Annotated in this window: 12 protein-coding genes; 2 read left to right on the top strand and 10 right to left on the bottom strand. The window is 35.2% G+C overall.

Going from position 1 to position 15,363, the window contains the following annotated elements; translation table 11 throughout:
* Positions 1-193 precede the first annotated feature (193 nt).
* Together BLE01S_RS06855 and BLE01S_RS06850 are read right to left on the bottom strand one after the other, a co-directional pair.
* Positions 194-1,174, bottom strand: a complete 981-nt coding sequence (locus BLE01S_RS06855; protein WP_066138849.1) for a BadF/BadG/BcrA/BcrD ATPase family protein — start codon at positions 1,172-1,174, stop codon at positions 194-196.
* Between the two features lie 277 nt (positions 1,175-1,451).
* Positions 1,452-2,279 (bottom strand): MerR family transcriptional regulator, encoded by an 828-nt coding sequence (locus tag BLE01S_RS06850; RefSeq protein WP_066138846.1) that lies wholly within the window; start codon positions 2,277-2,279, stop codon positions 1,452-1,454.
* Between the two features lie 128 nt (positions 2,280-2,407).
* Between BLE01S_RS06850 and BLE01S_RS06845 the strand changes: the two genes are divergently transcribed.
* Positions 2,408-2,860 (top strand): GNAT family N-acetyltransferase, encoded by a 453-nt coding sequence (locus BLE01S_RS06845; RefSeq protein WP_066138843.1) that lies wholly within the window; start codon positions 2,408-2,410, stop codon positions 2,858-2,860.
* A 14-nt stretch (positions 2,861-2,874) separates the two neighbouring features.
* The gene (locus BLE01S_RS06840) at positions 2,875-4,248 is read left to right on the top strand and encodes an MATE family efflux transporter (protein WP_066138841.1); all 1,374 of its coding nucleotides are present in this window, start codon (positions 2,875-2,877) and stop codon (positions 4,246-4,248) included.
* Between the two features lie 90 nt (positions 4,249-4,338).
* On the opposite strand, the gene BLE01S_RS06835 is transcribed toward BLE01S_RS06840, so the two are convergent.
* The 8 genes from BLE01S_RS06835 to BLE01S_RS06800 form a co-directional block, all read right to left on the bottom strand.
* On the bottom strand, positions 4,339-5,784 hold the full coding sequence (locus BLE01S_RS06835; RefSeq protein WP_066138838.1) for a DEAD/DEAH box helicase: 1,446 nt from the start codon (positions 5,782-5,784) through the stop codon (positions 4,339-4,341).
* Between the two features lie 285 nt (positions 5,785-6,069).
* On the bottom strand, positions 6,070-7,338 hold the full coding sequence (locus BLE01S_RS06830) for a mechanosensitive ion channel family protein (protein WP_066138836.1): 1,269 nt from the start codon (positions 7,336-7,338) through the stop codon (positions 6,070-6,072).
* A 1,066-nt stretch (positions 7,339-8,404) separates the two neighbouring features.
* Complete coding sequence (locus BLE01S_RS06825) at positions 8,405-9,646, bottom strand: serpin family protein (protein WP_066138833.1); 1,242 nt, start codon at positions 9,644-9,646, stop codon at positions 8,405-8,407.
* A 379-nt stretch (positions 9,647-10,025) separates the two neighbouring features.
* Positions 10,026-10,778 (bottom strand): FixH family protein, encoded by a 753-nt coding sequence (locus BLE01S_RS06820; RefSeq protein WP_066138830.1) that lies wholly within the window; start codon positions 10,776-10,778, stop codon positions 10,026-10,028.
* A gap of 95 nt (positions 10,779-10,873) precedes the next feature.
* On the bottom strand, positions 10,874-11,449 hold the full coding sequence (locus BLE01S_RS06815) for a DeoR family transcriptional regulator (protein ID WP_066138828.1): 576 nt from the start codon (positions 11,447-11,449) through the stop codon (positions 10,874-10,876).
* 606 nt (positions 11,450-12,055) lie between these two features.
* Positions 12,056-13,612, bottom strand: a complete 1,557-nt coding sequence (locus BLE01S_RS06810) for an ABC-F family ATP-binding cassette domain-containing protein (protein WP_066138825.1) — start codon at positions 13,610-13,612, stop codon at positions 12,056-12,058.
* A gap of 327 nt (positions 13,613-13,939) precedes the next feature.
* Positions 13,940-15,013, bottom strand: coding sequence for an NAD(P)H-dependent flavin oxidoreductase (locus BLE01S_RS06805; RefSeq protein ID WP_066140985.1), 1,074 nt, complete (start codon positions 15,011-15,013; stop codon positions 13,940-13,942).
* A gap of 49 nt (positions 15,014-15,062) precedes the next feature.
* Positions 15,063-15,263 (bottom strand): hypothetical protein, encoded by a 201-nt coding sequence (locus BLE01S_RS06800; RefSeq protein WP_066138822.1) that lies wholly within the window; start codon positions 15,261-15,263, stop codon positions 15,063-15,065.
* Positions 15,264-15,363: the final 100 nt, after the last annotated feature.

The raw sequence follows: 15,363 nt of genomic DNA, 5'->3' as shown, positions 1-15,363 counted from the left end.
CGTTTAATGATGCTACCACTTTACCAAGGAAAGCAACAGAAAGAAAGCCCTGTAAGTGTTGATAAGTTTTTAATACCAATTGTTTACCAAGATAAAAAGGCATCACATAAGATTAAATTACTTATGTGATGCCTTTTTATTAGAAGTTTGGAAATCGAATACAGGTCTCATCGTCGGAACTGTTATATATCCATCAGTTTATACGTGACTGTGGATGTTGTAATAAATGTATAAGTAGCTTATTTTCAATTTTTATTTCACATTGTTTCAGGGCCATTACTATTGCCCCTGCTACAGGAGATAATGATGGTTCTACCACTTGATATTTTTTATTAGCGTTCTTTTGCAGTTTTTCCGTTAAATGTTGCCGAATGTATGTGCTGCGGATAACGCTACCAATATAGCAAACCTTTACTATTTCTGCCTCAAAGGAACCCCCTAACAATCTGATTCCAATTTCTAACGAGTGAACTGCCTCATCACAAACTTTTTTTGCTAAAGGCACATTTTCAAGTGCCGCTTCCGTTAATAGCGGAGCCATTAAGCCAAATTGGCGATCACGCTCCATTCGATTTTCAATAAATTGTTGGGAAGCACGTCCACGAAATTCATGGCTAGTTTTCACATTCCAAAATTGCATGACTTTCTTTTTTAGTGGCTGGTCTTCATGCTTTATCTGACCGGCCAATATTTGATAGACAGCATCGTAAGACAAAAAGCGGGCCGCTGTGCGAGCATAGTGACCAAAAGAACCGTTAAATAGGATTCTTTCATCCTCCGTGCGGCCCATCACATTAGAGCCCGTCCCAGATATGGCCATAATACCTGGTTCAAATAAGAAGGCGCCAGCATGCCCAACTTCAGAATCATTAACTATTAATCTAGGACATGATAGTCCAGGAATTTCAGTTAATGGGTTTGCCCATTCTAGATCTTGCCTTTGTTCATAACCAGGAAGCCCTGCAACAAAATACTGCGCTTGATCCCTTTCCACATTAGCTTCTTTTATCGCTCCCAAAACGACTTCTTGAATATGTTGCTTTGCATGTGGGTCTTTATTAGGATGTGCACTACCAGCCTCCTGATAACTTAATACTCTTCCCTGTAAATCAGTAAGCATTACACGAGTTTTCGTGCCCCCGCCTTCTAAACCAATGACATAAGATCTTTGCATAGGTATCCCCTCCTTATATGTGCTAGCCTCCATTCGCTACTATGACTAGCTATTATCCACTAGTGTCACTTTTCCTTATCGTTTTTTCATGGTGCACAAGCTTATAGAAAAATTTCAAATAATATTAATGGATGATTTCTGTCTCATAACGATAGGAATACATTAATAATGTTAACGCAGTACTAATGAATACAAATAAAGACAAAATGCTTTCTTGAAAAATAATTTGGCAAATGTATATGAAATAACAATAGATAAAAATGCACGGTAAGGCAACTTAAATTGTAACCACCTCTATTGCAATTTGTGTTACATAATTATCATAACCGTTAACGGAAATCTCATCTAACACATACTCCTCATATGAATCGCCTTTGATCTTTAGTTGATTAGCTTCAATAAAGTTTAAGATTTTTTCGTACGTTTTAAATATTTTTTTATAACTTCCTTTATGGTAAGCAATAACATATAATCCTTTTGGTTTTATATATACGGGAATATTCCCAGGATCATCAACAATTTTTGTATATAAAAAGGAATAGTTTTCGTAGTCTCCTTGAAGCAGTTTTTCTTTACTCAAAATGCCACCAATTGGATAACCGACATATAATTGATTGGCGTCACAGAATGCAATGAACTCAGAAACCAATTTTAAAAATTCTCGATCGGAGCAATTTAAAATCGAATCACTTATTACTAATTGTTCTGCTTCCTGTATCTCTATGTTAATTTGTGTGTCGTCAATTGCTAAAGCCCTCTCAGTTAAAGAAATTTTCGTATCAATGATCTTTTGTATTCTCGCTAGATTATCCATTTTTCGTTCAATTTCTATTGATTTTTCTTTGAATAGCTCAATCAATTCTTTGGGAGATCTATTGTTCAGAAAGGATTTTATTTCTTTCAAAGGCATATCAACTTCCTTTAACAGTTCAATAACTGTAAAGACGTCAAACTGTTGATAAGAATAATATCGATAACCGTTTTCACTCTTATATTCAGGTGATAGTAGTCCGATCTCATCATAATGAAAAAGTGTTTGCTTCTTTACATTGCATAATTTCGCAAATTCACCTGTCGTAAAGTATTTTCGTAAATGACTACCCATTTGCTATTTCCTCCTTGACTATCTGGTTACCGTATACCTTAGGATATAAATATACCATTATGAGACGTCTAATGGCAGGCAAAAATGATCATAGCTCGAGTTTTTGTTAAATTGAAAGGAAAAGTGTAATGAATATAGAAATTTTAGATGTAACGAATGAAGATGTGCAAGATATTTTACATTTAACTGTGGAAGAAACACAAACATCATTTGTAGAAACAACGGAGCAATGTTTAAAAGAGGCAAAAGAGTGTGCAAATTATAAACCTGTTGGTCTTTATGCCAATAAGACTTTAGTTGGATTTGCAATGTATGGATCTTTCCCACAAGAAAATGGCAGGGTGTGGCTGGACAGATTTCTAATTGATACAAAGCATCAAGGCCGTGGTTTTGGTAAGCTTATGCTTGATGCGATGATAAAAAAATTAACGAAAGAATTTTCATGTAAGCAGATATATTTAAGTATCGTTGAGAATAATCAAGCCGCCCTTCATTTGTATGAGAAATTTGGCTTTCAGTTAACTGGAGAGTCAGATATTAACAATGAAAAGATAATGGTTAAAAAAATAGATAAAAATTAAATTAGGTGAATCATATGAACGAAGCAACAATGAAATTAAGAAATATGCCAACTAAAAAATTGTTTATATCCTATTTGATCCCATCTGTATTAGGTATGCTGCTTATGGCAATCAATATATTGGTCGATGGGATTTTTGTTAGCAATGGAATCGGTCCGGATGCACTTGCTGGAATTAATATTGCCGTGCCCATTTTTTCGATCCTCCTTTCGATTTCTTTATGGATCGGTATGGGTGGCGCAACATTATACTCCATTTCTATAGGTGAAAATAATATTCAAAAAGCAAGATCGATCTTTACTCAATCATTCATACTTGTTGTATGCATTGTCGGAGTTTTAATCATTTTAGGATTATGGAAACAAACGGAGCTGGCATATTTATTTGGTGCAAATGAACAAATATTACCATATGTATCGGATTATCTGCATATTATATTATTATTTGGTATTTTATATGTAGTTGAAAATGTACTAAGTATTTTTATCAGAAATGATGGCAATCCCAATTTAGCAATGCTTGGTTTGATCGTCACTTCTATATTAAATATCATATTTAATTATTTGTTTATTTTTGTATATAAACTAGGTGTTACTGGTGTCGCATATGCTACTGCACTTTCAACTGCTATTGGATTACTTGTGCTTTTATCTCATTTTCTACGTAAAGAAAGTGTATTAAAGTTTATACGGGTGAAGTTTGATTATTCAATTGTGAGTGATATTTTAAAAATAGGTAGCCCTAGCTTTATTGTGGAAAGTTCAGCTGCAATTATAGTGATCGCTTATAATATTACCTTTATGCATTTTGTAGGTGAAAATGGTGTAACTGCCTATGCGGTCGTCAATTACCTCCATGTCGTATTTTTAATGTTATTTATTAGTATTGGAGCTGCATTGCAACCAATTGTCAGTTTTCATTACGGTGCAAATTTAATGGATAGGTTAAAAGCCTTTTTAAAGTTAGCAATTAATACGGGAATCGTTTTAGGGCTATTGATCTTAATTGTAGGTTGGCTGTATGGAGATTTTATCGTGTCATTATTCGGCGTGCAATCAGAAGATGTCTCTTCCTACCTATTAAAGGGTATATCATTGTATTTTATCGGTTATTTGTTTTTAGCTTATAACTTAATTTATGCCGAATATTATCAAGCGATTCGAAAGATCAAATTATCGACGATTATAATCATCGCGCGAAGTATCGTAATATTTTTACCTTTGCTATGGTTATTACCAACCGCTTTTGGCACAGATTTTATTTGGTTAGCTTTCCCGATAGCAGAGGCGATCACAGCATTCGCACTATACATTTGTAATCGTAGATTAAAATCGTTGGAACCACAAGATATGGTTGCCATAAGGGAAGTAAGCACAATAGAGTCATAATGAAACACCGCCTTGCCAAAGGTGGTGTTTTTTTTAAAAGAATAGGAGACTGGCAATGGACCAATCTCCGCTCGGTAAATAGTTTAGCTATCATTTCTTCGCTATGTGCACCTTTAATAACTTACCCTTCACCGTTTTTGTTTTCATTTTATTCATAACAAGTCCACCCTTGCCATTGAGGATATCAACATAAGTCATGGCGTCTTGAATTTTAATGATTCCAATATCTTCTGCAGTTATACCAGGAATGCTAGTGATCGTGCCTACAAAATCGACAGCGCGCAGTTTTTTCTTTTTACCACCGTTAAAATATAGTTTCAGTATATCTTTATTCACCATTACATTTTTATTTTGTTTCAACTCAGGACGTCTTTCTAACTTTTCAACAAATGCATCCATCGCAGCGTCAACCGATTTCTGCGTAGGTGTGTTCCGACGTTGGATCTCAAAACCGATGTATGATTCGATTTCCGCAAGGAACTTATCCTCGTAAGGTGTAACGAACAAAATCGCTTTTCCTCTATTACCTGCTCGTCCTGTTCTCCCTACCCTGTGTACATAACTTTCATTCTCTAGCGGTATATCATAATTGATAACATGAGTAATACTATCAATATCAATTCCTCTAGCTGCGACATCCGTAGCAACTAAATAGCGAAACTCGCCTCGCTTAAATTCATTCATAACGGCGAATCGGTCTTCTTGCAACATACCACCATGTAATTTATCGCATGTGTAATTAAGTTTTTCAAGTTGATCCGTTACTTGATCCACCTGATCTTTCGTGCGACAAAATATGATACAGCTATCCGGATTTTCAACAATGGTCATATCGCGCAACAAAGCAAATTTTCGCTGTTCCTCTACCACTATAAGAGAATGATCAATTTTATCAGTTAATGTGATTGTTGATGCAATCTCAATATTTTTCGGATTTTGCATGTATTTTAAACATAGTTTCTTGATGTTTTCTGGTATGGTTGCAGAAAAAAGCATCGTCGTTCTCTGTTTCGGTAATTGATTGATAATCGCTTCCACTTGATCGATAAATCCCATTCTTAGCATTTCATCTGCTTCATCAAGCACTAAGTATTCGATTTGTTCAATGGCAAGCGTTCCGCGCTTTATATGATCAAATACACGCCCAGGTGTTCCTACAACTACGTGACATTTTTGCTTCAATTCTTCCTTTTGATAAGCAAATGGATGCTTGCCATAAACAGCAGCAGCTTTAATTCGCTTAAAACGACCAATGTTCGTAATATCTTCTTTCACCTGATCAGCAAGTTCACGTGTCGGTGTTAAAATAAGCGCCTGAGGCTTATTCTCATCCCAACGCACCATTTCACAAATAGGAATGCCAAACGCTGCTGTTTTCCCACTTCCTGTCTGTGATTTCACAATTAAATCTCTTTTATTCAGCGCATCAGCCATCACTTTTTCTTGAACCTCTGTTGCTGAAGCATAGCCAAGCCCATCTAGCGCCCGAGTAATCTCCTTACTTAAATGAAAATCTTGAAATTTCATCCTAACCAACCTCACATTCTTAGAGCATTATCTCACGAACAAGATAACTGCGATAGTTAAGAGTTAATTATGACTTTTCTAAATCCAAGTCTTTACATTATGTGTAAATCGTAATTGGTAAGCTATTCATTAGAGTAATCCTTCAGATTCGTGTAACTTGTGAAAAAACTTCGGCAAACTGTCAACACTGATACACATATTTACCATCTTAACGATTTTTAATGAGAATCATAAAAAAGTAAGTGATAAAACGAATGTTTTTCCACTTACTTCGGTTTTTGGGAAAGCCCCACTTTATTGTTCCCTTTCCTTTAACGGAATATTCTCATTTGATTCACTCATCAATGTTTTTAAATCATGTCCAGTCGGATTTTGAAATAATCTAAGTCCAAACTGTGGTGCTACGGCAAATAGATGGTCAAAGATATCCCCTTGGATTGATTCATACACTGCCCACCTTATATCATTTGAAAATGCATATATCTCTATAGGCAATCCGTTTTCACTTGGCGCCAATTGTCTTACCATTAAGCTCATGTCTTGATTAATCCCTGAATGATTTTTTAAATAATTACGGATATATTCTCTAAATACCCCAATGTTTGTTAGCGCCCTTCCATTGACAGTAATGCTACGATTTATTTCATGCTGTATATTGTACTCTTCAATTTCACGCTCTTTTTTTGTTATATAGTCTGTTAGATAATCAATACTATTGAATCTTTCTATCATCTCTTCGGTACAAAATGAAATACTGTTTGTATCAATAAATAAGGACCGCTTTATCCGACGCCCTCCAGAAGTTTGCATTCCTCGCCAATTTTTAAAGGAATCGGATATAAGGGCATAGCTTGGAACCATCGTAATAGTTTTATCAAAGTTTTGCACTTTTACAGTATTAAGAGAGATATCTATGACGTCTCCATCCGCTCCATATTTAGGGATTTCAATCCAGTCACCAACCCGAACCATATCGTTATTGGATAATTGAACACCAGCAACAAGTCCCAATAACGAATCTTTAAAGATCAACATGAAAACGGCCGAGAGAGCACCAATTCCACTTAAAAGAATAAGTGGGCTCTCATCCATTAATATCGCGATGACAAATATAATTCCAAAAGTAATTACAATAATTTTAACGACTTGGAGATATCCTTTAATAGGCTTAATTTTAGATATGTCGTGGGTTTGATAAATATCATTAATCGCATCCAATAAGCTATTAAAAACCATTAAACCCGTTAAAATAATATAGATGGTTGCACCTTTTTGTATCAAATATTCAAAGGTTGTAAAGGTAGAAGCAAATTGAAAAATAATGATTGCGGGAACAACATGGGATAGTTTACGAAAAACTTTCCTTTCTACAATAATATTCCCCCACTGGAAATTATTCTTTCTCACAATATGAGTGATAATTCTTATGACTACCTTTTTGGTAATAAAATTCGCTACAATACAGACGAATGCTATAAAAAGGATCATAATAAAAATGGAAAGATATTTAACTAAGTTAGCATTTAATTCAAATTTTAAAAGCCATTTACTAATCAAATCCATATTCTCGCCCCAAATTCTATGTATTATTCTGATCGGAGTATAATCTGCCCCCACATGCATAGTGGGTTATTCATTATAACAGAAATGACAACTACGTGAGAACTACACCTATTGCTAAGGCTAGCGGTACACTTTATTTACCTTACACAATCCATGAATGAGTAATACATGGGGTAGTAACAAATATCGAAATATAACAAGCATCCTACGTGTACCCAACTAGATTAATAGAATAGATTTACATCTAGTAGCGCACCTTTTTAATTTTCCCTGCAAGCAGTAAAAGAAGGCTTCGCGACTATGTCTTGCCATTTCTTGCACACCGATTTTACTCCTTAAAGAGATTTTCATTTTTAAAATATCTCTTATTTATTTCATTTTAACATAAATAACTAAATTCAATTTCTTAGGTTGATTAACATACACCAAATATAAAAAGTAACAAAGCAAAAAAACTGCCTTGTTACTTTTAAACAAATTTATTGTCACTCAAGTTAGGAAAGGACCATAAAATTGCATAATCCTAATTATTTAACTCCTAGTACCTCGAGCATTTGATTTACCCTTTTTTTGTTTTTGTTCATCTGGTCGTTTACCAGCACCATTTCTTTTCTCTTTGTGTACTTCCGAGTCTTTTACCATCTTATTCCCTCCGTTGTCATCTAAATATCGTTATTGTGGCATATTGAAACATAACTGTTAAAGAGACTTAAGGAGTTGGTACAAAGATAATATAATTACTGAAACTTGTATCCTCGACTCCCTAATATCAATATAACAGCAAGTATTATAATGACCGGATAAAGTTATATTATTCATTTATAAGCAGTTTATCACGAATATCTAGTGGGTGAGGGTACCTCGTGCTTGTTAATTGATTTACTCATGCCTTAGATTAACAATTTAAACCCTTTGAAGGCATTATTAGATGGAGAGTTACTTTTTATGACATCTAAGTGCTACATTTCCATTAAAGGTATTGTCGCTATCATTTACTTGATGACTCAGGCAGATTCCAATATTAATCAGATGGGAACAACGTAAACTTCCGCTAGCTTTCTATCATCTACTGTGGATTGGAAATGGAGCCCATAAACAAAATTGCCCCTGTTTCATCATCGGTGATAGCTAGGAAAAATGGTCGGTTAACTTCCATAAAAAACGGCTCATCAATGGATGCTGAAGTTGTCTTTACATCTATAGACGTTACTGCAGCCGCTTCTGTACCTGCCTCATTCACCTCAATAAATGTTTTTTGCTTCACATCATTAATCCATAATGGATCCTCTTCTTTAATCATTTTCGTGAAATCTGCATCTTTTTCAAACGCCTTCTTCATGCCTAGGCTTTTCAAGGATTCATTTAGAAGAACTTCGTATTCTAATTGAAATTTAGGGAGGGTGACTGTCCCTTCTTTTTTCTGGAATTCCATATGCCAATCTTTCCAATTTTTATTCGAAAGTGTTTTCTCAAGTGCTTCTAAACCAACGTTTTCTTTTGGAAGAAACACACTCATACTCATCTCTCCGTCACTGTATGGAAGAATAACTGCTTGAAATTTTTCATTTTCCAAATAAGATAGTTTTTTACTCAGCGTCATAAATGATACATCCTTTTTTGTTTCATCTGCTAGCGTAAACGTACCTTTCTCTGTCTTAGCTCTATCAAATTCATATTTCCAAGTACCTTTAAAGTAAATGGCGTTAATGAGCATTGCCACTAAATTAGGATCTAAAGGGGCCTCAACAATTTCTTCAATCTTTTCGTTCGTCGCCTTTTTAACCCAGTCATTTATCAATTTAGAGGAGTTACTATTCGTAATATCAATTTCCTGTATTTCTGCATCGAAATAATCCTTTGTATGTTGAGCGAACTTATCTTTGAAATGATAATTCTTATTTAACCAAATCGAGTTGGCAATATCCAAACTAATTTTGTCTGAATCGCTATGGAGCCTACTCATTAATGATGCGTTCGCTTTATTTAGTTCATTTACATTGATATCTTTCGTCTGCATAGCCTCTGCGATCTCTTCCTTCGTTAGGCCCTCAGCCCCGTTATAGATCATAGATAATGCCATCAACAAACTTGTCGGCGAAATAAATATATTATTATTTTCATCTGCTGGCACTCCCTCCAATAATTTAAAGCCTAATTCGTTATTAGAGGAAATAATCTCTTTATAATCATCTTTACCAAAAGCTACCTTGTCTGAAATATCCAAACTATCACTATCCTTTTTTGTTCCACAACCTCCAATAACTACGAGAATACTAGTTATCAGAAGTGGAATGATTAATTTCTTCAAAACCTTCACCGTCCTTTTAATGATTAGACTGTTTATTTTTAAAAAAGTTACAGCGTATTTTTATAAACTTAGATAATATAATATATAGGTGTAAAAGTTGACCTGTAATTATCATCTTCTATACCATTTTGGGACAAGCCTATTAAATTGTTCAAGTCTAAATAAGGGGTAATTCATACACTATTTCTCACCATTAGAAAATTCCTCATTTATTAATATGGATGAACTGCATTTTCCATAAAAGGTATTTGGAAATTTGCATATGACTTCGCCCCCATCCTCTCCAGAATATAAGGAAAATTTCAATGGAAAATGTAAAAACTCCCAGTTTTATCATAGGAACTGGGAGTTTTCTAGACTGTCATTTAACTGTTTAACTTTAGTTTTTTACTTCAATTTCATGTTCTTCATGTTCATGTAAACCATCGTCATTCGTGACATGAATTTGTACTGAGTAAGTACCAGGCTCTTTAAAAATATGCTTAGTTGTATATTCACCAGGGCTAACTTCTTCTGCATCTACCCAGTCGTGTTTTTCAGAAATATCATCATTCCAAATTTCAAAGCGAACACGAGCTTTCTCTAAAGGTGTCTCTTCATTTTGTAAATGGACAGTAAATGCTACTTCTTTTTCAGCTTTTACATTCTCCGGTTCCATAAAGTGCATCCCGAATCCATCTGCATGTTGGCCGTGATCATGATCATCATGTCCTTCTTCATGATCTTCCTCGTGGGCTGCGCCTGTCCCTACAGTTACTTCTTTTTTCGGCATTGTGTGAAGCCCTCTTGCTGTTACATGGACTTGAACTGTGAAAACACCATCATGTTCAAATGTCGTTTCCGCCTCGTATGTACCATCATCGTTATTTTTAGCTTCAATCATACTAGATTCTTCTTTTTTACCGTCTTCCCAAATCTCGAACTCTACTTCATTTGCATCCGCAACTTTTTCTTCCCCTTGAGTTACTATTGCTTTCATAGCAATCTTTTCATTTACGTCTACAGTTTCAGGTACTTCTAGCTGTACATCTAACATCTCAGGTAGCTCTAGTTCCTCTACCTTGTTACCATTACATGCGGAAAGCACAACCAATCCGAACGCTAGCATGAATATCCAAATACTTTTTTTCATAAGTTTCCTTCCCCACTTCTATAAGATATTTTTATTAAAAACAGGTCATATAATTCACCCTGTTATTAGAGGAGTATTTTCCATATTGATTGCTATTACATTTTTGAATGACAATGGGTTTGGCCATTCATTTCCTTATGTATTGCACTCATTGCTTCTTCAAAGCTATATATATTCCCACCGAATCCTTTTTGGAATTTTTCCGCTTGCTGCAAAGAATCAAAAGGTATAACCTGTGGTTGACAGCAATTAAGCGAGAGATCTGCATTCAAAAGAAACGTTGCCATTTTGGCACTAATGGTAGTGTCTTTTAAAAAATCTTGACAGATGATTTGCGCAACTTCCTCTGCGATATCTTGATAACGTAATAAACCACAATGAGCACAACATGTATTCTCTACTTGTTGGTTGTTCTTAATAAGTTGAACAGATAACCGAGAATTTGTAGGCTTATAACAATAAGAGCAAGTGTTGGTAGAAGCATAACTTTCTACTGAAAGAGTAATTCCATTAGATGTCTTTAATATCTTCTTCTCATCAATTAATGGTTTTAAATCACGATAGACGGTCATTTCTGATACATTTAATCTATTGCTAATTTCAGCAATACGCAACGATTCTTCTTGTTGTAACCATGTTAGTATTTGTTGTCGGCGTTCAATTGGTAACATGATACATCCTCCTTTTCTATCCGAATCAATTCATCGCTCATTAACAAGGTTATTTCTTTTGGGAAACAAATTCAAGGTGATTTAGAACGAAGATGTGAATATTTGTTGAATTATAACATTTTCTATAATTGAATGAAAAGGCTTAGAACATTAATAATATTCAAAGTTATTCCCCTTTTATGTATTGCTGTATTTCAGGGGACACAATAGAAATTTCAACAGACATGATATAATGGATGTCATCGCATAATGTTACAATAACTTCTCTCCTTGTCCAGCTTAGTGCCCCTACACCACCTCTCTTTTTGAACGATAACACGATATTTTAAAAAGCGATTTTTTTCAGAGTATGCTAAATGGAATAAATATTCTCCTCTTTTGTAACGACAAAAAATAGCCATGAACTAAACTGCGTTCATGGCATATCATTTAAAATCTGAAATATATAGCGAAGAATTCACCAAATTTATGAATATCAATTATTCTATACAAATTTAATCTCAATCTTTTTCTATTTACTAACTGAATTACAATATTTTTACGGATCTTAATGTAACAGTTCTATAATATGACGTTCTGTCACATAAGTCTTTCATTACTTTCCTATTAAAACACCTTTGTCGTCCAACTCTCGCCGTTCCAAACGTCTGTTACAACACTTTCATAAAAATCAGGTTCATGAGAAATCAGCAGAACGCTACCATTGTATTCTATTAAGGCGCGTTTTAACTCATCCTTCGCTTCTTTATCAAGGTGATTCGTCGGTTCGTCAAGAACGAGCAGATTTGTTTCGCGATTGATTAATTTACATAAACGAACTTTTGCCCGTTCACCACCACTTAATACTTTTACTTTGCTTTCAATGTGCTTAGTCGTCAATCCACATCGAGCTAACGCAGCACGCACTTCATATTGTGTAAAGTGGGGGAAGGCTTCCCAAATTTCCTCCAAGCATGTACGATTGTTGTCTTCTTTCGCTTCCTGTTCGAAATATCCGATTTCTAGATGTTCTCCATGTTCAACAGAACCGGAAAGTGCGGGGATTTCCCCAAGTATACTTTTCAAAAGTGTTGTTTTTCCGATTCCGTTTGCACCTGATAAGGCGATTTTCTGTCCGCGTTCCATTGTTAAGTCTAGCTCTTTAGACAAAGCTTCATCATAACCGATGACGAGCCCTTTCGTTTGGAACAGAAATCTTCCTGGTGTTCGTGCTTGTTTGAAATTGAATTGTGGCTTCGGTTTTTCTGCATCTAATTCAATAACTTCCATCTTATCTAGCTTCTTCTGGCGGGACATGGCCATTTTACTCGTAGCCGCATTCGCTTTATTGCGGGCCACAAAGTCTTTAAGATGGGCAATTTCCTTTTGCTGTTTCTTGAAGGCAGCCTCCAACTGTTGCTTTTTCATCTCATGCACACGCAAAAATTCATTATAATCCCCAGCATAACGGGTGATCTCTTGATTCTCCATATGATAAATAAGTTGAACAACGCTATTCAAGAATGGAATATCATGGGATATCAAAATGAACGCATTTGCGTAATTCTGTAAATAATTGCGCAACCAATTGATATGCTCGACATCCAAATAGTTTGTTGGCTCATCAAGTAGCAAAATGTCTGGTTTCTCCAGCAACAACTTCCCTAGCAAAACCTTTGTCCGCTGACCTCCGCTCAAATCATGAACATCTCGGTCAAGGCCGAATTCATCCAATCCGAGTCCGTTCGCTACTTCTTCTACTTTTGAATCGAGAATGTAAAAATCATTATGTGATAAGTCATCTTGTATTTGACCTGTCTCTTCAAGGAGTACTTCCAGTTCATCCGCATCAACCTCAGCCATCTTCGCAAAGAGTGCATTCATTTCCGCTTCTTTGTCATATAAATATTGAAACGCTGTCCGAAGTACATCACGGATGCTCATTCCCTGTTTTAATTCAACATGCTGATCCAAATAGCCGACTCGCACTCGCTTGGACCAACTGACTGTTCCTGCATCGGGCTCTAATTTACGCGTAATAATATTCATGAACGTAGACTTTCCTTCTCCGTTCGCACCAATCAACCCAATATGTTCTCCTTGCAATAATCGAAAAGACACGTCTTCAAAAATCACGCGGTCTCCAAAGCCGTGACTTAAATTTTCTACAGTTAATAAACTCATATAGCAAACACCTTTTCCTTAACTAAGATTGTTTCTACCTAATCAACATGTCCATAATTGAGACATTTGAATCTTTTTTATTATAAAGGTATTTTGTGGATGAGGATAGAGCGGAATATGATGAACAGCAAGATCCTTTCATAATAATATAATGTATGAAAGGATCTATAGGGACGGAGATTTATTCAAGTATCTTAACAATAAGCGGAATCGAAAACGGATTTATCTTTGATAAACTCAGTATATTGTTCGGATTTTTAGAGAACAGGGAAAGTGAATGGAAGAACAACATTACTTTTAGAAAGTGTTGTTCTTTTATTATGTAATTCAAGTAAGTCGTAATTTAGTTGCATCCGTTATGATGCTATTCATGAATGTTTCAACGGATTGATTTTTAGCCAATCTTGGACTTTGTCCAGACCAAAGCGACATAAAATCTTGATTATTTTGTGAGGAAGAAGCTTTTCTTATAGATTGTGTAAGTGTATTTTGAACTGGGAAATCAGGTAAATTCAGTTCGTGCTCCTGCATTTCTTCAATAAAGTTATTTTTAATCCCTCTAGCCCATTTTCCAGAGAAGGTTCGAGTTAAAACAGTTTGCTCTTCACTAGCTTGAAGGATAGCTTCTTTATGTAACGGATGTGCTCCACTCTCTATACAAGCTAAAAAAGCAGTACCCATTTGTACACCTTTCGCTCCTAGGCAGAGAGAGGCCATTAAACCTCTACCATCCATAATTCCACCTGCAGCAATTACTGGTATACTTACATTGTCAACAACTTGTGGAATAAGTGACATGAGCCCAATTAAACCTTCTTGAAAATTATTGATAAAATTCCCACGATGTCCGCCAGCCTCACTACCTTGACCGACAACAATATCCATTCCGATCCTTTCGATTTCCATTGCTTCACGCACAGTTGTAGCAGTTCCTATTAAAATAATTTGGTTTTGTTTTAATTCGGCAATTACTTCTTTGGTAGGAATACCAAAGGTAAAGGAGCAAATAGGAACTTTTTCTTCAATCACTATTTTTATTTGTTCGTTAAATAGTTCAGACATACGGCTAAAAGTAGGCATTTCCAATTTATCTTGTTGAACGTTTAATTTGTCACGAATGGGTTGCAGCACATTATTAGCAATTGTAATTTGGTCCTTTGAAACTTTACATTCATTCGGGATAAATAGATTTACTCCAAAGTTTCTCGTTGTTAGTTGTTTTACTTCCTTGATTTGTTTACGCAACTGGGCAGGGGTTAAATACCCTGCTCCAATCGATCCTAAGCCACCACTATTTGATACAGCAGCCACTAATTTCGCAGTCGTTATGCCCCCGGCCATCGGAGCTTGAATAATTGGATGTTCTATTTGCATGCGTTTCGTCATTTCATTATGAAGCAAAGATTGCACCTCCGCATATCCAAGAATACTTTTTTCATCATGATTAATTTTATTCGTCATTTTTATTTTTACTGATAACTTGAATTAACTCATCGAGCTTGGCATTTCTTTCTCGATCAGATATTGTCTTTGCATTTATAAATTTAATTACTTTAATTACAAAATAAATGCCAAAACCAAGAATGGCTAAATATAAAATGATAGGTATAAAAGCAAATAGAGCAAATAAACCATTTCCGCTATATTCCATTTAAATCCTCCTAAGTTGATCAATATAGTAAAATTATACAACACTTTTTTCCTCAATACAGTTTAATTAACAAAGTTGTATGACATACAACAACGTCTCT

Source organism: Lederbergia lenta NBRC 16444, from assembly GCF_001591545.1.
GTDB lineage: Bacteria > Bacillota > Bacilli > Bacillales > Bacillaceae_C > Lederbergia > Lederbergia lenta.
This window is presented reverse-complemented; position numbering and strand designations above follow the sequence as displayed.